At 44.5% G+C, this 20,533-nt stretch carries 20 protein-coding genes; 5 read left to right on the top strand and 15 right to left on the bottom strand.

The genetic code is table 11. The annotated features are described in order from the left end of the window. The first annotated feature begins 81 nt into the window (after window positions 1-81). The 4 genes from H2R00_RS15410 to H2R00_RS15395 are packed head-to-tail and all read left to right on the top strand — an operon-like array spanning window position 82 to window position 3,463. On the top strand, window positions 82-984 hold the full coding sequence (locus tag H2R00_RS15410) for an ABC transporter ATP-binding protein (protein WP_182069653.1): 903 nt from the start codon (window positions 82-84) through the stop codon (window positions 982-984). Beyond that, a complete protein-coding gene (locus tag H2R00_RS15405) occupies window positions 981-1,718 on the top strand; it encodes an ABC transporter permease (protein ID WP_154999244.1) in 738 nt (245 codons plus the stop codon). Before H2R00_RS15410 ends, H2R00_RS15405 begins: the two co-directional genes overlap by 4 nt. Window positions 1,719-1,724: 6 nt before the next feature. Further along, the gene (locus H2R00_RS15400) at window positions 1,725-2,864 is read left to right on the top strand and encodes a sensor histidine kinase (RefSeq protein WP_182069651.1); all 1,140 of its coding nucleotides are present in this window, start codon (window positions 1,725-1,727) and stop codon (window positions 2,862-2,864) included. Continuing rightward, complete coding sequence (locus H2R00_RS15395) at window positions 2,861-3,463, top strand: response regulator transcription factor (protein WP_154999242.1); 603 nt, start codon at window positions 2,861-2,863, stop codon at window positions 3,461-3,463. Before H2R00_RS15400 ends, H2R00_RS15395 begins: the two co-directional genes overlap by 4 nt. A 657-nt stretch (window positions 3,464-4,120) precedes the next feature. Here the strand turns inward: H2R00_RS15395 and H2R00_RS15390 are convergent. The 4 genes from H2R00_RS15390 to H2R00_RS15375 form a co-directional block, all read right to left on the bottom strand. Continuing rightward, entirely contained in the window at window positions 4,121-6,094 is a 1,974-nt protein-coding gene (locus H2R00_RS15390) for a bacteriocin-associated integral membrane family protein (protein ID WP_182069649.1), read from the bottom strand. A 343-nt stretch (window positions 6,095-6,437) separates the two neighbouring features. After that, the gene (locus H2R00_RS15385; protein ID WP_154999240.1) at window positions 6,438-6,794 is read right to left on the bottom strand and encodes a hypothetical protein; all 357 of its coding nucleotides are present in this window, start codon (window positions 6,792-6,794) and stop codon (window positions 6,438-6,440) included. Beyond that, on the bottom strand, window positions 6,791-7,486 hold the full coding sequence (locus H2R00_RS15380; protein WP_182069647.1) for an ABC transporter ATP-binding protein: 696 nt from the start codon (window positions 7,484-7,486) through the stop codon (window positions 6,791-6,793). Before H2R00_RS15380 ends, H2R00_RS15385 begins: the two co-directional genes overlap by 4 nt. A gap of 990 nt (window positions 7,487-8,476) precedes the next feature. Then, the gene (locus H2R00_RS15375) at window positions 8,477-8,857 is read right to left on the bottom strand and encodes a lactococcin 972 family bacteriocin (RefSeq protein ID WP_154999238.1); all 381 of its coding nucleotides are present in this window, start codon (window positions 8,855-8,857) and stop codon (window positions 8,477-8,479) included. A 424-nt stretch (window positions 8,858-9,281) separates the two neighbouring features. On the opposite strand from H2R00_RS15375, the gene H2R00_RS21390 reads away from it, so the two are divergent. Then, window positions 9,282-9,407, top strand: a complete 126-nt coding sequence (locus tag H2R00_RS21390) for a hypothetical protein (protein WP_268314185.1) — start codon at window positions 9,282-9,284, stop codon at window positions 9,405-9,407. A gap of 750 nt (window positions 9,408-10,157) precedes the next feature. Here the strand turns inward: H2R00_RS21390 and rlmH are convergent. From rlmH to walK, 11 genes are all read right to left on the bottom strand, one after another. Then, entirely contained in the window at window positions 10,158-10,637 is a 480-nt protein-coding gene (rlmH, locus tag H2R00_RS15365) for a 23S rRNA (pseudouridine(1915)-N(3))-methyltransferase RlmH (protein WP_043929011.1), read from the bottom strand. Between the two features lie 80 nt (window positions 10,638-10,717). Then, window positions 10,718-10,876 carry a CxxH/CxxC protein gene (locus H2R00_RS15360; protein WP_003177948.1) on the bottom strand — a complete coding sequence of 53 codons (159 nt, stop codon included), beginning with the start codon at window positions 10,874-10,876 and terminating at the stop codon, window positions 10,718-10,720. 199 nt (window positions 10,877-11,075) lie between these two features. Continuing rightward, window positions 11,076-11,552 carry a DUF4234 domain-containing protein gene (locus tag H2R00_RS15355; protein WP_182069645.1) on the bottom strand — a complete coding sequence of 159 codons (477 nt, stop codon included), beginning with the start codon at window positions 11,550-11,552 and terminating at the stop codon, window positions 11,076-11,078. Window positions 11,553-11,982: 430 nt separating this feature from the next. Beyond that, window positions 11,983-12,501 carry a GNAT family N-acetyltransferase gene (locus tag H2R00_RS15350; protein WP_154999236.1) on the bottom strand — a complete coding sequence of 173 codons (519 nt, stop codon included), beginning with the start codon at window positions 12,499-12,501 and terminating at the stop codon, window positions 11,983-11,985. 30 nt (window positions 12,502-12,531) lie between these two features. Then, the gene (locus tag H2R00_RS15345; protein ID WP_182069643.1) at window positions 12,532-13,002 is read right to left on the bottom strand and encodes a hypothetical protein; all 471 of its coding nucleotides are present in this window, start codon (window positions 13,000-13,002) and stop codon (window positions 12,532-12,534) included. A gap of 258 nt (window positions 13,003-13,260) precedes the next feature. Continuing rightward, window positions 13,261-14,106 (bottom strand): SAM hydrolase/SAM-dependent halogenase family protein, encoded by an 846-nt coding sequence (locus H2R00_RS15340; RefSeq protein ID WP_182069641.1) that lies wholly within the window; start codon window positions 14,104-14,106, stop codon window positions 13,261-13,263. A gap of 289 nt (window positions 14,107-14,395) precedes the next feature. Then, window positions 14,396-15,607: a S1C family serine protease gene (locus H2R00_RS15335; protein WP_154999233.1), complete on the bottom strand. Its 1,212-nt coding sequence runs from the start codon at window positions 15,605-15,607 to the stop codon at window positions 14,396-14,398. An 82-nt stretch (window positions 15,608-15,689) separates the two neighbouring features. Next, a complete protein-coding gene (locus tag H2R00_RS15330; RefSeq protein WP_182069639.1) occupies window positions 15,690-16,484 on the bottom strand; it encodes an exodeoxyribonuclease YycJ in 795 nt (264 codons plus the stop codon). Window positions 16,485-16,498: 14 nt separating this feature from the next. After that, the gene (locus H2R00_RS15325) at window positions 16,499-17,347 is read right to left on the bottom strand and encodes a two-component system regulatory protein YycI (RefSeq protein WP_154999231.1); all 849 of its coding nucleotides are present in this window, start codon (window positions 17,345-17,347) and stop codon (window positions 16,499-16,501) included. Beyond that, window positions 17,334-18,698 (bottom strand): YycH family regulatory protein, encoded by a 1,365-nt coding sequence (locus tag H2R00_RS15320; protein ID WP_154999230.1) that lies wholly within the window; start codon window positions 18,696-18,698, stop codon window positions 17,334-17,336. The genes H2R00_RS15325 and H2R00_RS15320 overlap by 14 nt, the downstream gene beginning before the upstream one ends. Further along, window positions 18,688-20,532 (bottom strand): cell wall metabolism sensor histidine kinase WalK, encoded by a 1,845-nt coding sequence (gene walK, locus H2R00_RS15315; RefSeq protein WP_154999229.1) that lies wholly within the window; start codon window positions 20,530-20,532, stop codon window positions 18,688-18,690. Before walK ends, H2R00_RS15320 begins: the two co-directional genes overlap by 11 nt. Between the last annotated feature and the right edge of the window lies 1 nt (window position 20,533).

Genomic DNA, 20,533 nt, shown 5'->3' with positions numbered 1-20,533 from the left:
TTTTCATGACATCACTTACTAAAATCCGCCTCCCTCAGCTTATACAATGAAATGAGTAAATCAGGAGGTGGTCTGTAAGCCATGAGCAATGTTGTGAACTTGACGAATGTGACAAAGACATTCCGCCAAAAAACGGCGGTTGATCAGATAGATTTTTCAATTAAAAAAGGAGAAATTGTATCCATTCTAGGGCCAAACGGGGCCGGGAAAACAACAACAATTTCTATGATATTGGGGCTGTTAAAACCGACGGCAGGCAACATCACATTATTCGATTCCATGCCGCAAGAAAAACGGGTGCGTGAAAAAGTCGGCACGATGCTCCAGGAAGTCAGCGTCATGCCTGGTTTGCGTGCAGGTGAAATCATCGAACTCATCCGGAGCTACTATCCAAAGCCTCTATCCTTTCAAAAGCTTAGAGCGTTGACAGATTTAACAGACAAGGATTTAAAAACACAGGCGGAAAAGTTGTCCGGCGGGCAAAAACGGCGTCTCGGCTTTGCCTTGGCGCTTGCCGGTGATCCAGATTTGATGATCTTCGACGAACCCACGGTCGGCATGGATATCACTTCAAGAAACCGCTTTTGGCAAACGGTTCAATCGCTCGCAGAGCAAGGAAAAACGATCATTTTTTCTACACACTACTTACAGGAAGCAGATGATGCCGCGCAACGAATCTTGCTGTTTAAAGACGGCAAGGTAGTTGCTGACGGGACGCCGCTCCAAATAAAATCAAGAATATCGAAGCATTCGGTTTCATTTATAGTCGATCCGGAACAGTCACTCGAGAAACTGTGTCAGCACCCGCAAACCGAACAGATTTTTCGTAAAAACAACCGGGTTTACATCGACACGGCCAGTACGGACAAAATATTGGAACTCATTTTCTCAGAAAAGATCGGCGCTTATGATATTCAAATTGAACGCGGAAATCTTGAAGAGGCATTTCGCCAACTGACAGGCAAAGGAGACGATGTAAAATGAATGTATTTCAGATGCAGTGCCGAATGGAAATCAAAAGAATGCTTAGAAACCGCTATTTTGTCTTTTGGTCATTGGTCATGCCGATTGCTTTTTATTATATTTTTACAAATGTCGTCAATACGAATGCTCCGGACCCTGCGGCTTGGAATGCGCATTATTTAATGTCGATGACAACATTCAGCGTCATGGGTTCTTCGATCATGACGCTCGGCATCCGCATGGTTCAAGAACGCACCCAAGGCTGGTCGACGTTCATACGCGTAACGCCTCTTCCCGACCACATTTATTTTATCGCTCAAATGGCGGGGCAAAGCGTCATTCATATTCTTTCGATTACAGTTATCTTCTTAGCCGGCGCCTTGATCAACGGCGTTTCTTTATCTCCATTGGAATGGTTCTTGAGCGGATTGTGGGCCCTGCTTGGCTCGCTCCCGTTTCTGGCGATCGGGACATTGATCGGGATGATGAAAAAAGTGGATACAGCAGCCGGAATCAGCAATGTGTTGTATATGGGGCTCGCTGTATGCGGAGGGATGTGGATGCCGCTTGAAATTATGCCGAAAATGATGCAGAATATCGGCTTTTGGCTGCCGTCCTATCATTATGGCAGCGGTGCTTGGGAAATCGTTCGAGGCCAAATGCCAAACTGGAAAAATATTCTCGTCCTATTCGCCTATTTAGTCGTTATTATGCTACTATCTAAATATATAAGAAGAAAACAAGAAGCGGTGTGAGCAAGAATGAAAAAAAACTTCAGCATGTTTCCAAAACAGTACGGCTTTTTTCCCTATATCTTTTTAATCTATTTACTGCTGCCTATTTCTTATTTGACAAATCAAACCTCGGGGATCAAACAGCTGATCGGTTTTGGACTCGTGCTGCTTTTCTTGGTGACGTACCGCCAGCTTTTTTTTATTTCGCCGCAAAAAAAATTATTTACTTATTGGCTGGCCATCCAGCTTTCGATCATTTTGATCTACACTGTATTTTATGATATCAACTTAGTCTTTTTAGGTTTTTTTTCAGCGAACTTTATCGGCTATTACCGGGAAAAAAAGACGTTCCGGCGCGGGCTTGCCAGCCTGGTTGTTGTATTGGTCGCCCCTTTTATCTATCATCTGCTGAATGATCCGTCACTGCAAAACCAGCTCTTTTATTTTCTGCCCTTTCTCGTGATTATGCTCATTTCACCATACGGCATCCGCTCCATGAACCGCCGTATGGAACTGGAACAAAAGCTTGATGAGGCAAATCAGCAAATTAAGGAACTGGTCAAGCGCGAGGAGCGTGTACGAATCGCCCGCGATCTGCATGATACACTGGGCCATACTCTCTCACTGCTCACATTAAAAAGCCAGCTCGTCCAGCGTACCATCGCCAGCGATCCCGAACGGGCGCGAAAAGAAGCAAGAGAAATGGAAACCACATCAAGAGCAGCCTTAAAACAAGTCCGAGAACTCGTGTCTGATATGAAAACGGCAACGATCGCAGAAGAGCTTATCCATATCCAGCAAATCCTGCGGGCTGCAGACATCACATTCGAATACATAGGAGATTCCGATTTTTCAAATATCTCACCTGTCACACAAAACATTGTCAGCATGTGTATACGCGAAGCCGCCACAAATATCGTCAAACACAGCCGTGCCACCCATTGCACCATTTCCATCCCTCAAACAGATGAAAAAATAAGCATTACCATCAAAGACGATGGAATGGGGATGGATCAGCAAACACCATTTGGAAACGGGCTGCGTGGAATGAAGGAAAGACTTGCATTAATCGATGGCGCTCTCGACGTTTCAACCCATAACGGCACGGTTTTAAGCATCGCCGTTCCGATTGTAAAGAAAGCTGAACGAAAGGAAACAATCCAATGATTCGTTTATTTATTGCCGAAGACCAAAGAATGCTGTTAAGCGCACTGGGGGCTTTGCTAGATCTTGAAGAAGACATGGAAGTGATCGGCCAGGCGACTAACGGCGAAGAAGCGCTCACCGCAATTCTGAAACTAGAACCGGACGTCTGTCTTATGGATATCGAAATGCCCGTCAAAAGCGGCTTGGAAGTGGCTGAAGAGCTGACGAATCGAGGATCAAGAAGTAAGGTTATCATTTTAACAACATTTGCCCGCCCCGGCTACTTCGAACGCGCCGTCAAAAGCAATGTCCACGGCTATCTGCTCAAGGACGGAGAAATCGACGACCTCGCAGACGCCATCCGAAAATGCACGGAAGGCAAGCGAATCTTCAGCCCGGAACTCACCTTTGATGCCATCCGCAAAGTAAACCCGCTCACCGAACGCGAACAGGAAATCCTGCGATTGGCGGCTTTGGGAATGACGACGAAAGAAATTTCTAAGGAGCTCTTCTTGTCGTCAGGGACCGTCCGGAATTATATTTCTGAGATTATGCAGAAGCTGGATGCGAAAAACCGGATGGAAGCGGCAAGGATTGCGGAGGGGAAAGGATGGATTTGAGTGGGGTCTTGAGATAAGCAGCCATGGTACGATGGGCTTTTAGGGGCTTTGACATTGGCCTTATAGCTTATCAACTAGCTCCTTTTAACATTCACACTCCCGTTTTAAGATATATTTCCTTAGTCGATTAATTCAACAGAAATTTTCTTTTGGTTGTTCAATACCTATTTTTGTCGCTCTTTTCTCTGTATCACTCAGTGATAAACCTTGTTTGATTGGAGTCCAATACTCATATGCATACTCGGCATCCCATTCAATCCATTTAGAAACCTACCTTACTAAAATCTCGTCACCTGTGTTGACATAACAACGGCTTATCTTTTATACATACTCTTAATATGATTAAGCTCTGTCTTATCCTCTCCTTTTCGAAATCAATACAACCATTTTCTTCAACTATTTTTATTAGTCTGAAACGATTGACAAAATTCAGCTTCTTCATTTATAAGCTTTGGGTTAAAAATACTATTCAGAAATTTCTCTTTCCCATCTGTAATAATCACCGTATAACTAATATCTCGAAAATTATTCGCTCAGACCAACCAGAGTGCCGCCCATGATCCCGGGCGAAAGACGAACGGTCCTTGCCTTCAAGCACGGACCGACCGCCAATTGCTACTGAAAAGCCCTGGGCTTCATCCAACATCTTACCTCCGGTCAAATTCGCCGTTTGCTGACTCTATCGAAACACCAACGTACAGCAAACAGATGACTCAGCGGCACAACAAGCAACCCATACACCGCGGCCACTAGTACAGCCCCTATCTCATCAGGCCTTTGGAGCAAAACAACAACGCCCACAAGACCGATCCCAGCAAGCATTTCTTTGGCTACACGGCTCCGGAGAATCCGTACCCATGACTGGCCTGCCACCCGCAGCGGGAAGTCACGCTTCGCCTGCAGCAGCGCGGTTATCAATGCACTAATCGCAGCAGCGACAGTGAAGGCAATAACCAATGCAATCAGCGCAAGATTCAACAACCATACAACGTACGCTGCGAACTGCGCGCGGAGAATCCCCTCTTCGGCAACATAGACAACTTTCAGTTCGCCGTTGATATCTCGATCACGCAGCGCCTTCACGTCAAGGCCGTGTTTCTCTAACAATTCCTGCGTAGCTGTTACACCAGTGAATACGATGTTGCTACCTGAGACCATGGAAGTCAAGGCAGAATCGTTATAGGTATCGTAGAGCGAGGGCACGACAACAACTAGGACATCGTCCGCAAAGTGAAGTCTTTCCCCTCCTCCTCCTTGGGCTACCGGCAACCGGAATCCGTCAATCGGCCGCAAGAACTTGAACTTACCGAACTTCTCATCGGAAAGCTCTTTCCTCGACAAAAGCTCAGCCTCTTCTCGAATCATTTTGACAAGCCCTTTTGGAATGCTATGATAAGGCACCTTTGTAACAGCAGGTTGTGGTGCATCCATGGTCACCATATCAAGCCAACGCTGGTTCACGTAAGAGATGGCCGAGTACTCTCCAAAATCGACTGGCATTGGCATTTCTTCAGTATATGTGTAGGAAAAAGCTACCTTATCAAGCGATTCCGCATCCTTTACCAGTTTACCAATCTGCGGCTCCATGTGATTCATCTCGTCAACGTCTGTCGCAAACACAATCGCGACTTGATCTGCGAGTTTCTTCCACTGAGCCATTTCAGCAGCTATAGCTGAGGAATGTTTGTATGCGGACCAAGCAGGTCCAGCCGCAGCTACCACCAGGAGGAACGTTAACGCCTGGATCACGATGGCAGCTGAACGCAAGCTTTTAACCGCAGGTTGTCTGGTGGCGATCATGGTAGCGCTAGGCCATGCGGAAGCTGACATGACCAGCGTAGCCAACAGGGATACGGTAATAACAGCGATCTGCAGACTGAACAACGCCTTAAGGAAGGTACCGACATATATCCAGCCATGAAACAAACCTACGTAGCAAGACGCAACCAGTGCTACAGCAACCGCCGAAACCAGCAGCGCACCCCCAAAACCGGCCAGGTCCTGCACCTGAATCCGCGAGGTCGGGCACCCGCCCAGAACCCGAAGGGCACGCCCACGCGCTCTTAACGACAACCAGAACAACGCAAGCGCTGCAATCAGCGCAAATGCTGCAAGAACGGCGGCAGCAAATCCTCTTTCTCGCACAACGAATTCAAGGCTTTTAAAAATTGACGCATCCCCGCGACCGACCTTCACGCCTTCACTATTCAGCGTGTCCTCGAACTCGCTCAAGTGAGCCTTTTCACCGGTCACGAGATAGAACCCATCGGGGTAGGAGGTTTCAAGCCGGTCCTTACCGACAATCTTGCCTGCACCATCGCCGCCAAACCAAGTAAATTCGTCGGGCAGATCTCTATCGTTAAGTGCTACGAAGACCTGGCCATCGCCGTCGCTTGCAAGGTCTGGCGCAACCTTGACCAGCCCAAGATCCCAGCGCGCATCGAGCTTCTCCAGCTTCGCAAACGCTTCAGTAATAGAAAGCCCTGATTCGCTGAAATCGAGGTTTAACCTGCTCTCGACACCAATCGCCTGAGGAAAGTCTCGATCATATAGGTCGGTGATGATCGCCGCCAGTAGCGCAAGCAGTGCAAACAACGCGCCCGCGACAGCCACTATAATACGTTTATACACAAGCTTGACCTCCAAGAACTATATGAAAATTGCCATGCTAAGCCCCGGCGAACACAACCGGTATCGCCGGGGACTGGCGTAATTGCCTCGATTAACAGGTAATGTTCCCCCTTCATTTCATTCCTCCTCATTTATTCAACTATTTTTGTCAATATTTCTACTCCTCTACTCGCTTATCTCTGCCTTCTATCAATTCTCCAAGGGCCCATATTAAAGCCTAGCCAGCGCCTCGTACTTGGCGTAGTTGTCTGCATCAGGTTCGTACCGCTTGGCAAAACGGGGAGCTAGGCTTGCCGTAAGCAGCAGGAAACGGTTACACCGAGTGAATTTTATGGAAGTTGAGTTAGCGCTTCACCAGGTGCACTGGGACCCCAAACCCGTCGCGGCGGCTGAGCAGGTCGGAGATTGCGTCATGCTCGGATCTTGAACCATAGCTAACCATGACCAGCCCTCGGTTCTGGTCATCAGGACACGGCTTTCCTACTTCGACCGTAATGTCATCACCCAAAGCTTTAATCTCCTCGACGAGGTCTTGATGTCTGGCAAGCGCTGCATTGGCCTCTGTTACGTTCGGCAGCTGATCGCACGGCGGATGAGTGTCTCTCGACACTGTGATCCATCCGTTTAAGAATGCAACTGTTCCAACTACAAGCAATAATCCGACGACGACACCGATTATGATCTTTGTGGCTGATTTCATGAGGAACCTCCTAAGTTGCCGGGTTCGCTGGTCGACACTTGTTTTGACGAACTGTTGGTACCGACCTCATGCCGAGCACCACACGCGTTGATCATCTCAGAGTCGTGCGTCGACACAATAACCGTGCGGCCACGTGCAGCGAAGTCCACAAACAGATCGATGACCTTTCGCCGATTGGTTGAGTCAAGCGAGGCGGTCGGCTCATCAACAAACAGGAATGCAGCGTCCTTGTAGATGGCACGAGCCAGTGCGAGTCGCTGCTTCTCGCCCCCACTAAGGTGGCTAGCCAACTCGCCTTCTCGACCCTGGAGACCCGTCTGCTCGAGCACCTGCGCCAACCGCTCTTGATTTCCCGTGACACGCCGTCCAAGGATGCTCGCCTGCATGGTGACATTAAATGCCACCGACTCCTCATCCATAATGCCGTAATCCTGAAGAATGAACGCCGCATGATCACGCCAAAACCGTCGCCGCGCCGCAGTACCGTAGCTAGTGACATCGTGTCCGTCTATCAAGATGCGTCCCTGATTAACCGGGAGCAATAGTCCGAGGCAGTGCAAAAGTGTAGTCTTTCCACATCCGCTTGGACCAACGAGGGCTGTCATGACCCCTGGTGGGCACTGAATGGTCTCACCGTCAAGCACGGTCCGCCCACCAATTGCTACTGAAATGCCCTGTGCTTCAATCAACATCTGTACCTCCCATCAAATTCAACGCTATAAAAAGCGGCACTCATTTATTCCATTCCTCCTCATTTACTTAACTATTTTTACTCTTCAAGCCGATTAATCATCACCCACCTATCACATTAATACGAGAACGGTTTTCTCTCTTTCTTGTAGACGGTGTCGTGACATACTATTTCTTCTTCGTCACAAACATTAATTCCTTTATAACTAGCAAATTTCACTTGTTGTACCATAAGTAACCTATTGGCTGCCGGGGCACAAGGAATTTGTTTCTTGTCAAATTTTCTGAATAATGGCCGGCATCAACACTAAGCCTGGAAAAGTAGAGGATTGCACCACATAACATAACTTACTGCTAAGGCTACCAAGATAAAACCACAAAATTAAATGGACCTATTATTTCCCAAAAACTTATTAGTTGCATTTTATGTTATTTTCCTCAGATATGCACTATCTTTTGAGGAGATGCTTTGGCAGTGCACCAAAGCATCTCCTTTGTATATAGATACATACTATGATGGGAATATAATATTTTTTAAAAGAAATTTAATTTAAAAATTTAAGAATAAATACTTTTGACGCATAAAGTGCTGCGCCCCTCAAAGCGGGGTATTACCCTACTGAATATCCAGAGTTTTATGAAAATTTGCGATCACCGGAATAAAAAACTATCAATCGGTAAGTGCTTCTGGGTAAATTGCTCCCGCATCGACACGGTAGTGGGCGAAAAGACAAGCTAACTTAATTGGTAATCCAAACCTAAAATCCGGTATGTCCTTAGGCGAGATCCAGAAAGTTCTAGGAGATCCCGCTTTGTATTAGCGTATTATAGTGGATGTCGCGGGCTTTGTTGTTTACACTTCTTGCACCTGCTGACGGCATCCCTACCTATGAAATCGAGGTTTCCGCTGGCCGTTATTTTCGAGAGATTTAAATCTATTTCCACTGTTTTTATTTTGGTAGCCCCGTTGACAGCAACCGTTTTCCCTTTGATTAGTTGGTGCGATAGTAGTAACGTCCCTTAAGACCAGGTGAGTTTATGGCTCCGACATAGGCATTAGAGTAGCGGCCCGCAGCCGTATCAATGCTTCTATTCGTTTTATCCACTTTTCCATCGATGAGCTTTTGCACTGTCGAGCCGTGGACCTTTGTCGGGTGGTTGTACTCAGAACGGAGCCCGGCGTTTACGAATCCATACCTCCATGTTCCACCTTCAGATGGGTACTGGTAGTGATAACCCGGATTCACCCACGCAAATGCAGGCACCGTAGCGCCTCCTACCAAAGCGATGGACATTGTCAACACGGCGAGCGTCGCTTTGATTGTTCGAGTCAAAGGTTTCCTCTTTTTTTTCTCATACAAATAATTTTTCATTATTTCATTCCTCCTCATTCATTCGACTAATAAATTTACTCTATAAGTTAGTTTGTCACCGCCCACATACCGTGTCGATGCGGGAAGAGTTTTTTCCCTCGTTGGCGGTCCCGTGATCATGACTCTTCTTTGTCACTAGGCATCAATTTTTTCCTCCATGACCACCCCTCGGTCCGAGGTCATTTGGTCACGACTTGTCCACTTCGACGAAATACTGTCACCTAGCATTTTGATCACCTCCTCAATACCCTAATGGCTGGCAAGCGCCACAGTGTCCTTTACTGCATTCGGTTAGTGACCGAATGGCAGGTGCATGCCAGAAACCTCCTAAAAAGTCTGTTGAAAAACCAATTTTTTTTAGTTCGGATTAGACAGAAAATAAAAGATCAAGCAAAACAGAAAAATCGTTACGGAAGCAGATAAAATGGGAAACTCAGCGTATCGAAAAAGAGTCAAACAAATGGTGGAAGAAGTCAAAGAAGCGGATGCCAAAGATGAAGAACTGCTCTCTCTTCCCGAAGACGATCCGCCGCAAAATTCAATATCGTAGAAATCGGCTTGCAAAAGCCTATGCGGCATTACAATATTCGGAAGAACGCACACCTGAAGAAAATCGCCAACGCTACAAAGATCTAATCAATTGTACTGATTAGCGTCCCGTAACCTGTCTCCAAAAACCTATAATTCACAAGTCGTTGTTAAAGGCATATGATTTGGCTTAGAAAAGAATAACAGCAGCAGCGTCCGGATGCTTGGGACAGTGTCCTGGTTAATATCGGGACAAAAACAGGTGAAACGCCAAACAACGACTGCTGATGCCGAACACTATAGTCCTGAAAACACCCTTCCACAGAAACAAATCAAACAAGATACCTAAATGAGGGCAAACAAAAGAAGAACCCATGTGACAAAAGAAGTTTTTATTTGGGTCCGGGGACCCTAACACTAATCTCTTTAACTCAAATTAACTAATTTTATAATAATTGTAAAACAAAACTGATTCAAGAGGTTTCCTAATTTTTTAAAAAATTTGGTCAAATTTTCTTATTTTTGCCATAGTATATATTTATTAGAGAATTTAGAATAAATAATTAGATTATTTTCCCATCCTATTTATATAAAAATGGAAATTTTCATATCTATCTTCCTTTAAATGCTTAATTGATTGAGAAAATTGTTGGGGATTTTATTTGAGAAGGCTATTAAAAAAAGACAAGCCTAATTGCCTGTCTCCTGAGAAATTGTAATGTTTCTACTATTTTTAAGGTAATAATGATAAGCTCAAATTTAAAATTTTCCATCACTTATGATAAGGCTCCCCCCGATTAATCCGAAAAGCCCGATAAACCTGCTCGAGCAAAATCAGCCTCATCAGCTGATGCGGGAACGTCATCTTCGAAAACGACAGCTTCTCATCCGCGCGCTTCAGGACGGCGTCGCTTAAGCCGAGCGAGCCGCCGATGACGAAGGTTACCTTGCTCTTTCCATATGTGGCGAGTCTATCCATATTATCGGCTAATTCTTCCGAACTTTTCATTTTTCCTTCGATCGCCAGGGCGATGACGTGGGCGTCGGGGCTGATTTTTGAGAGGATTCGTTCGCCTTCTTTGTCTTTGACGATTTTCATGTCCTGGTCGCTTAAGTTTTCCGGCGCTTTTTCGTCCGGGAGTTCGATGATGTCGACTTTTGCGTATGCCGAAAGCCGTTTTATGTATTCGTCGATTCCTTGTTTTAAATATTTTTCTTTTAGTTTTCCGATTGCTACGATTGATATATTCACAGGTCATCCCCACTTTAAGAACAAGTTATTAAGATGCTTTATCCACAATTGTGGATAAAGGTTGTGTATTTAGTGTCCGATCATTCGTTCCCCACTATATATACTGCAGGCTTATCGCACAATTCACAGGTTGTGGATAAACTGTGTGTATGTTCGATTTTTCTGATTTCAGGGGCTAATTCTTCCTCATCCACATACATGTCAATGACGGTTTCAATATGTTCTTCACAAGACTTCATAAAAGTCCCTCCAATATCTGTATCATTGGGCTCTTTTATAAAAAAGCTCCTTATTCAATATACCCTATTTATGCACATGTTAGTAGGTTTTAGCATGACTTCGTGTGGTTATCCACAAGCTTTTATATTCCTCTGGATAACTCTGTTCTCCCTAAATAAAAAAACACCAGCTAATCTCGCTGATGCTTTGATCTTGTTTTTATACTGCTTCTCTTTTTTTCTGAACAACTAAAGAATGCTGATTCGTGATATGCTGCAAATATGAAACGTTAAGAATGAATGTCCAAAACACGTTAACCGGCTTTTCTGCCAACCCAATAAACGCTTTTCTAACCTTAAATACGCTAACTAGATTTATCGTCCAAAAAAGGAGAAATGAGAGCTGCGGAAGAAAGCTGTGTCCGGGGCGCAGCGGGAGAAGCAGGATGCTGTCGCTGTATGGCAGCAGATCTCCTCCTTGAAATACAAAAGCTGACCAAAATGACTCCAAAATTGAAAAAACGCTTAACAGCAGCGTCACTTTAATGGCGACATACGGGAGCTTAATCTGGCATCGTTCTAAATTCTTTCTTCTTGAAAGAAACCAATACGGGATGTATATGCCAGACGTTATGATTGTTAATAACACCGCATATATGGCTTTTATTTTCGGAAATTCTTCTAATTCCTTACTCATGCTGAAACACTCTTCTTTCCTTAAAACTGTTCTTCCAGGTCTATTTATCCTTGTCATCTATACTTTTCCACTTTCCATATCAAAATGTACTATATTGAATCCAATAAATCAAAATCCATTGAAGTGTTAAATTGGGATTTTCTTAGGTATATGGATTCTTTTTTTTGACTGGAATAAAAAAAATGTGTCCTTTTTCCTGTTTCTTATTTCGTGTTCATCTGCAGAAATTCGACAATCAATAGGACATTATTCGTCATATTTTTACCTTTGTAATATGCAATCTGTCATTGCGTAACATAAAGGGGTTCTATCGAATCATTTTGTCTTTTTTTCGTTATTTTTCGTATCTCTCAACTAGGAATAATGACACGCTATGTTCCATGTGGAACATTGAATATGAAAAAAGATCAAAGCTTTCACAGCTTTGATCTTACAGTCTCTTGCTCATACGCAAATCCGTCGTCTCGAAATTCATTTTTTCATATAGTCGCTTCGCTTTTTTATTATGGGCGAATACATGCAATGACAGTTTTTTGACTCCTAATTGCTTTGCCTCCTCTTCTAAGACGGCTAAAGCCTGCTGGCCGATTCCCTGGCCGCGGTACGCTTCATAAAGCCCGAAATCGTAAATAAACGCTTCCTTTTGAGGATGGTGAGGGTCAGCGTAGATCCAAAGCCAGCCTGCGGCATCCCCGCTGTCATTCATGATTGACCATAGATGATGGTTGATCGTTTCAATGCCGTTGGGCAAAAGGGCTGCAAACTGCTCTTCTGCTTTCTCCATCGCTTCCGCCACTGTCCATGTGCCCGCTTTTACTTTCTCCATGGCGTAATGCTGGATGGAATAGGTCTGGTATGTCTTAAAGTCCTCTTCCGTCATTGGCATCAAACGGATTGCCGGCTTTTTTTTCGGTTTGTTCAAGTCAATTTTAATTTTCGATTTCAACATCAAATTGTACTTCACTTCCTTGTTTATTGATCATGATGCTTTGCTCAGCCATTCGCTTTTCGGCTCGGAAAGTTTATTGATTCTGTGCTGAATGTAAATGACATTCAAAAGGAACGCGAAAATCGATCCATTCGCAAGTTCTTTGCCTGAGAGCTTGTTTAATGAAGCAGTCACCACCAGTGCGCAGTAAATCAAAACACCTGCGGACAGAATCAAAATCACGCGGTCGAGCAGCATATAAAGGCTGTAATGCATATCAGGAAAAGCGATTTTTGCTGATATTCTAATTGGAATAGAAAATAAATGATAAAATATGATAGCTTTTAACGTGGTGTAGGGAATATCATGATAAGGCAGCAAATCGAAGCTTTTTTTCCTGGATAGAAACCAGTATGGTATGTAAACCCCCAGTGTGATCAGACATAGCACAAAAACGGACAAGATACTTCTGCTCTTTACATTAGACAGCGTTTTCAACGAAGTCTGCACATTGTCGTTCATATCATTCCTCCGGACACTCGTTTTCCAAACAAATGAATTGAATGAATTTTTTCATAGCAGCGGCACACCCCCTCAATATATTCTTTTCTCTGGTTTTAGACAATATGACTTAGGTACCAATATGACAAAAGAACTATTTTTTGGAGAAGGTTGCTGTCTTCACGATTAGCTGAAAAATGTGTGACAACCGTTTTTATGTCATAAGAATGACACAAAAGCAAAGAGCCTGAATGGAAATTCAGGCTCTTTTGTCTGCCGCTATTTATATTTTTTAAGAGAAACCTGCCAGTTAATGCCGGTGCCAATATGGTATGTTTCGGCAAACGATCCTTGGTTGAGGGCAATGCCTAAGCGGTCTAATGAATTGATATAAACAATCGGCTTGCCTACCGGCATATCGGCAAACGACCGGCCAAATGCCATCGTTTGCTGGTAGACTTTTGTGTCCTCATGCTTGATGACGACTTCTACAGGATCTCCGTATTGAACATCAAGTGACTTGAAAAGCGTCCGGCTGATATTCGTCCAAAGGTTTCCAAACCGGACATCTAAAACATCGATCGTTCCGGTTATCCAATCATTTTCGATGTACGCTTCCATGACCGGCAGTTTGACGATGGAATTTATAGAAACTTCCGGACCGATCCGGTCGAAGCTGACAATCCCGGCTGCCAGTCGTGCCCCGGTGTAGGCGTAAATGTCGCGTCCATGGAATGTATGTGATTCGCCTGATTTCGGAAGCCTGTTTTGCGCTTCATCAAGATAGCGAGCCTCGGTAATTCCATTTTGCCGGCTCATATGGGTGAGTGTTCCGTTATCTGGTGTGATGATATATTGATTGGAAGAGGTTCTAACTGCGACGCTGCGGCGTTCTGAGCCGACCCCTGGATCGACGACCGACACGAAGACAGTGCCTTCAGGCCAATAAGAAACGGACTGCAGCAGCCGATAGGAAGCCTCCCAAATGTGAAAAACAGGAATGTTGTGCGTCAAATCAAAAATCCGGAGTGAACTGTCAACCGAATAAGCCACACCGTACATCGCATTTACCGCCCCGTCATCAAGGCCAAAATCAGATTGTAATACAAGTGCATGCTGACTCATTCTATCTCCCTTTCCGCCCTGATTTTTTCAAACTCCGCAGCCATTTGTCAGAATATTAAAATCATCATATCGTACGCGAAATTGAAACGCAATATGATGCTTTGTCCATTTTTTACAAACTGCAAATTTTTATTGAGCAAAAACTTGGAATTCACATCCAAAAATCCGGTTATTTACCCGGAAAATCTTATTTTTCTCTCCAAATATCCCATTTTGGCCTTTTGACGATCATTCCTAAGGTGGGTCATAATAAAAAAACAGCCCGGCCGTACCGGCCAGACTGTTATTATCAGCTTCCCAATTGGGATCGGGACAGCTTTACTTCTGTTGTTCTTTCTTTTCCGCCCCGCAGGTATTTGATTTTCACCTTATCGCCGACGTTTTTGGTGTAAAGCTTTTTACGCAGATCAACGATATCGTAAACGCGGTCACCGTTGAATTCGACGATGACATCAAGCTCTTTCAAACCGGCTCTGCCTGCAGGAGACACCGGCTGAACGCCCATCACAACAACGCCTGATGTTACGTTTTTCGGCAGTTTAAGCGTTTCCTGCCAGTGGTAGCTTGCGATGTCGCCAAGTGATTTCATCTCAATTCCGAGGTACGGCCGTCTCACTTCACCGTACGTTTCCAAATCTTCGATAACCGGAATGGCAAGGTTGGCCGGAATGCTCAAGCCGATGCCTTCGACGGCTGATTCAGCGATTTTCATCGAATTAATGCCGATGACTTTTCCATCAATATTAAACAGGCCGCCTCCGCTGTTACCCGGGTTAATGGCAGCATCCGTCTGCAATACTTCGGCATTCCAGTCCGGCTGTCCGTCTCCGTTTGAGTCGACCGGAACTGCACGTTCGGTTCCTGAGATGATACCTTGTGTAACAGATCCTGAAAACTGCAGGCCGAGCGGATTTCCAATCGCGATGACAGGCTCTCCTGTCTTCACTTTATCAGAATTTCCAAATTCAGCAGCAGCTTTTATTTTATTGCTGTTGACTTGCAGGACGGCCAGATCCATCAGCTTATCACTGCCGATCAGTTTTGCCGGTATCCGTGTTCCGTCATTCAGGCTGACTTCAATTTGGGACGCCCCTTCAATGACATGGTGGTTGGTCACAATGTGGGATGTGTTGCCGTCCTTTTTATAAATAACACCCGATCCTGTTCCCGCTTCGCTGTCACCATCCCATACACCTGTCTTTTGGATGTTGATAACGCCGACAACAGAATCAGAAACCTTAGAGACCACCTGTGTGACTTCATTATTCACGTTGACGGAAACATTGCGGACCGCACCGCCCTGCTGAGCTCTTTGACCTCCGCGCTTTTCGATGACTTGCAGATTATACGGCAGCCATCCCTGCTGCGAGAAGTACGGCAGGGCAAACACTGTTAAAATAGCGCCGATAACGGCGCCGACCAGGCTTGAAAACAAAAAGCTTCTCCAATTTCTCACCGGCTTTTCCCGTACGAATTTTTCCTCATCATGATTAAACTCCACTATATTCAAATCCTTTCAAGGAACGATATATGTATATAGTGTGGATCATCTGACCGTAGATTAATCATTCAATCAGGAAAATTTACACCGCTACGAGAGGTGTTGGTTTCTTAGGATCGGTATCATATAAATCAAACGTTTCTCCTGCCACAAATCCTTTGGCAGCCAACGTTTGTTGCACGGACATTCTCGCCAGCTCTTTCATGTTGTTGTCCTGGCTTAAATGAGCCAAATAAATTCTCGATGTCTCATCACCGATTACATCGGTCATTGCGAGTGCCGCATCCTCATTGGATACGTGTCCGACGTCGCTTAGAATCCGGCGCTTGATGTTCCACGGATAGCGGCCCATTTGCAGCATGCCGACATCATGATTGCTTTCAAAAACAAAAGCGTTTGCCGAGCGGATGATGCCTTTCATTCTGTCGCTGACATAGCCGGTATCCGTAATCAAAGCGAGCTTTCGGCCATTGTAATGAAAAACGTAGAACATCGGCTCTGCGGCGTCATGGGATACCCCGAACGATTCGACATCGAGGGAGCCGAATGACTTTACGGTTTCCATTGGAAATAAGAACTTTTGGCCGTTATCCATTTTACCGATATGCCCTTCCATCGCCTTCCACGTTTTTTCATTGGCGTAAACGGGCAGCTCATATTTTCTTGCCAGCACGCCAAGCCCTTTTATATGATCACTGTGCTCATGCGTAACAAAAATGCCGTCAAGCTGATCAAGCTTTCGATCAATTTGCGCCATCAGCCCTTCCATCGCCTTCCCGCTAAGTCCTGCGTCAACTAAAAAAGCGTGGTCATCGGTTTCCAAATATAAAGCATTACCGGTACTCCCGCTCGCAAGTACGCTAAATTGCAGGCTCATGGTTTCTCACTCCATTATGATTTTTCCTTTTTCTCTTGTGATTGAAGAAGTGCTCCGTCCCGTGCATCCACGATAAATTCTTCGTGAATGGTTTTATCGTCCGTTTTGCGCTCCACTTCGATCCGCCAAACGGGCACGAAAATTTGAGCGCTTGCCAGCGGATACTGCGTAAAATAGCCAAGCTCGGCTGATTTAATTTTGCTGTACTTCTTCAAATAATCCGGGTAGTACAAAGCTTCAACCGCGCCGACTGCAGAGATCAGATTTTCCGTTTTGACTTCTTTTATATCCTGCAGCATTGACTGCTTATAGGAAACGACTTCGTTTTTATTATTCAGGTACAGAACGACTTCGCCCATCTCGTTGTTATCATCATTTTGCCGGTCCTGAAAGATATAATTTCCATTATAAGTTTGGAAGAAAACGATCTGTTTTCCGGTCTTATCGACTTTCCAAAGCTTGTACTTGCTGCCGTCGATAATTTCTTCGTTCACGATTTCCCTTGCTTTTGTCTTCATATCCGTTTTCGGAAGCGCAATGGGTGTTTCAAATTCCATTTCTATTTCCGTCAAAGCGTCTTTTTTTGCATTACTCATTAACGCTTTCGGCTTTTGCCCTTTTAACGATTTAATCTCGCTCTGTTTAAAGACTCGCTTTTGTGCAGAAATTGAGGAGCCTTTTGACGTCTCTTTAGACAAATTGCCGTATGCAATATGGTCTGCTTTCATATCTTCCTGCAGCGTTGATTTTTCTAAAATCGGAAACTGATTGTTGCTACGCTTATCAAAGTATTGAAAGGCCAAAAAGATATCAAGGATGAGGAAGACGATAATGAAGATTGTTTTTGTTCTATTCCACTCCATTTTCAATGCCCTCCTTCACCGCTGAATCCTTCTTTGATACCGGCTTTATCGTACCGTTTATTTTAATGCACCAAGTCGGCACAAGTTTTACAAGAGGGTCTTGTTCCTCTGATACTGAGACCATTTCATAGGCAGGGAAAATTTGCTCAATCTTATCAAAATCATACTCTTCATTCTCTTGCAGGAACTGAATCAATTCTTCTCCGCTCATGATTTCTTTATCCGTTTTGCTGACCGGATTTGCGTTTGCGCCCAAGACATATGTTGGGTGTTTATAATCCAATATGTCGTTGTTTGCCCAGCGAAGTTCAATCGATGTCGTTCCGAAAGGCTGGTTTTGGCTGTTAACCACCGGCAGCTGATCCATAAACAGATTAAAGTTGATCTGCTGATTTTCATTCAAACCGAAAAATTGATAATCATCCGTCCAGCTTCCCGTGTCGTTTAGATATTTAAAGCTTTTATTGATCAGCTCTCCATTTTGATAAGAAGAACTCGGTTCCAGGTTGCGGTGCTGGAACTTAATCTGTCTGTTGTTCGAGTAGACCTCCAAAAGACTTGTTCCATCCGTATATACCGGTCTGTTTAAGTTGGTTTCCTGCCGGACGGTTTGCGGATCATCAAATAAAGCTTTTTTAAAACGCGTCGGGCTGATCGTTTCTGTAAAATACTCTTTTTCAGACAGCTTCAGCCTGTTAACTGGAAGCAAGACATCTCTGCGCGAATTAATTGCAAAGTCCTCATAAAGAGGCATCTGCGATTTTTCTTTTTCAATATCTGAAAGGATGTTGCGGTAATTTGCCGATTCAATCACCGCTTCAACAACCGTCTCTTTGCTGAAAGATACAAAGTAGATCTTTTTCATGCCCCGTCCTTCATTGAAAGGAAGAACGATTCTGTCAAAAGAGTTGTATTCATAAGAATTGGCGGACCATTTGAAAAGCGGCTGCAGCACATCGATTGGAATATTGTCGCTAAAGACGAGATCCAATTTGGATTCTTTATTTTTAGCGTACAGCCAGTTTTTGAACTGCTGCCTGTCAAATTTGTCCGAGATATCTTTTAACGATTTGACTTCCCATCGGCTCATGTCATCCCAGAGTTGAGAATAGAGCGTCGTATCATTCAGCAAATAATGCTGTCCATTCTCATGAATGAACATTTGCTGCGGTTTGACGGCTTCATTTAACAGCTTTGTCTGGTTTGTAATCGGCTGTTTGTCGCTGACCTGAGCCTGTGAATCTTCCACTTTTTCGTAATTCCCCTGAAATCCCCAAATATTAAAAGTAAAAAGAAGACTGATCAAAACCAAAAGGGACAGTATTATCGTTTTAATTGTTTCACGCTTCATCCCAATCATCCTCTTGTTCTTCTTTATACGGCAGGGTAAATGTGATCGTTGTTCCTTTTCCTTCGATACTGTCGGCCCAGATGTCGCCGCCATGGGCTTGTACCATTTCTTTTGCAATCGCAAGACCGAGCCCCGTACCGCCGAGTCTTCTTGTTCTGGCTTTATCTACACGGTAGAAACGCTCGAAGATCTTCTCCATGTCTTTTCTCGGAATGCCGACACCTTCGTCTTTGACACTGATATAAAGAAGCTCTTCTTCTTCATTTACAGCAACAGAGAACGTGATATGGCCTCCTTCAGGGGAATATTTCAATGCATTTGAAATGATATTATCCAGCACTTGCGTAATCTTGTCCGGGTCGATTTCAACATACAATTCTCTATCCGGCAGATTGCTGATAAACTCAACATGCTGCTCTTTCGTCATTTCAAAGCGTTCAATAATCAATGAGAAGAAACGGATAAAATGAATCCATTCTTTATTGAATTGATAATCCTTGCTGTCAAACTTTGAAAGCTGCAGCAAGTCGTTGACAAGCCTGATCATTCGCTCTGTTTCATTCTGTGTCACATTCAAGAATCGCGGCGCAATGTTTGGATCTTGCCATGCGCCTTCCGCAAGCGCTTCTAAATAGCTGCGCATCGTTGTGAGCGGCGTTCTGAGCTCGTGGGAGACATTTGCCACAAACTCTCTCCGCTCTTGATCAATCTGCTCTTGTTCTGTGACATCGTAAATAACCGCAATTAACCCGTCGATCTTTCCGTGTTCTTTTTGGATGACTGAGAAATTGACACGGAGCACAGACGTCCGTTCTTCCTGTTCAATTTCAAGAAGCAGTGAATCCTGCTGTTCAACCAAATCTTCAAACGTATATTCGTCTTCAAGGCCGAGCAGTGAGGTGATCGGCATTTCCAGAGCCGTTTCACGTGAAACATTTAGAAGCTCCAGCGCCGGCGTATTAAGCAAAATAATCGCGCCATTGCGGTTGGTCGCGATAACCCCGTCTGTCATATAGGCAATAACAGAAGATAGTTTCTTTCGTTCGCCTTCTGTCATGGACTGAGCTTCTTTCAACTCTCTCGTTAAATAATTAAACGTTGTGGCCAGCTGGCCGATTTCGTCGTTTCCGTACTTCCTGACTTTTCTTGAGAAATTTCCTTTCGCCAGTTCAATGGCCTGCTTTCTCATATCTGACAGCGGATGTGTAATCGTTCGCGCGACAAAAATCCCGAGGAAAGCAGTGATTCCAAGCGCAATAAAAGTTCCAGACGCTAAAATGGTGTTGATCGTCCGGATTTGATTGTAGACATTATCCATCGATGCCACGACGTAAATGGCCCCGATTGTCTCTTGATTCGATTTTTTAATCGGCGTGACTGAAATCCGCACTTTGCTGTCCCGCTCCGGGTCAAAAAATTTATTCTCGTACGGAATACCGACAAGCAGTGTCCTTTTAATAATGCCCTCTGTTGTCTTTTTCCCCGCCACCTCCCGGTTATAAGGATTGGAGGTCGCGATGACTTCATAGCTTTTATCAATCAGACTGACTTCAAGAATTTCGCCTTCCTTGCTGAAATCATTTAGAATCCGCTCTGCATCTTCTTTCAAGGTAGTCGAAGAAGACGTGCTTCTATCCTTCGTCATTTCCTGTTCCAGATAATACGAAAGGTTGTTCACCCGCTGGTCAAGAGAGTCATTATATGATTTAAGAAGTGACTTCTCCATCTCATTGACAAAGTAGACGCCGATAATCTGCATGGCAACGATAATCAGCAGAACGTATATTAAGGTAAACTTAAAATGAATCGAGCGAAAAAAACTGACTTTATTCATT

The organism is Bacillus haynesii, from assembly GCF_014042035.1.
Taxonomy (GTDB): Bacteria; Bacillota; Bacilli; order Bacillales; family Bacillaceae; genus Bacillus; species Bacillus haynesii.
The sequence above is the reverse complement of the archived record's forward strand: the minus strand, read 5'-3'. Positions and strand labels throughout refer to the sequence as shown.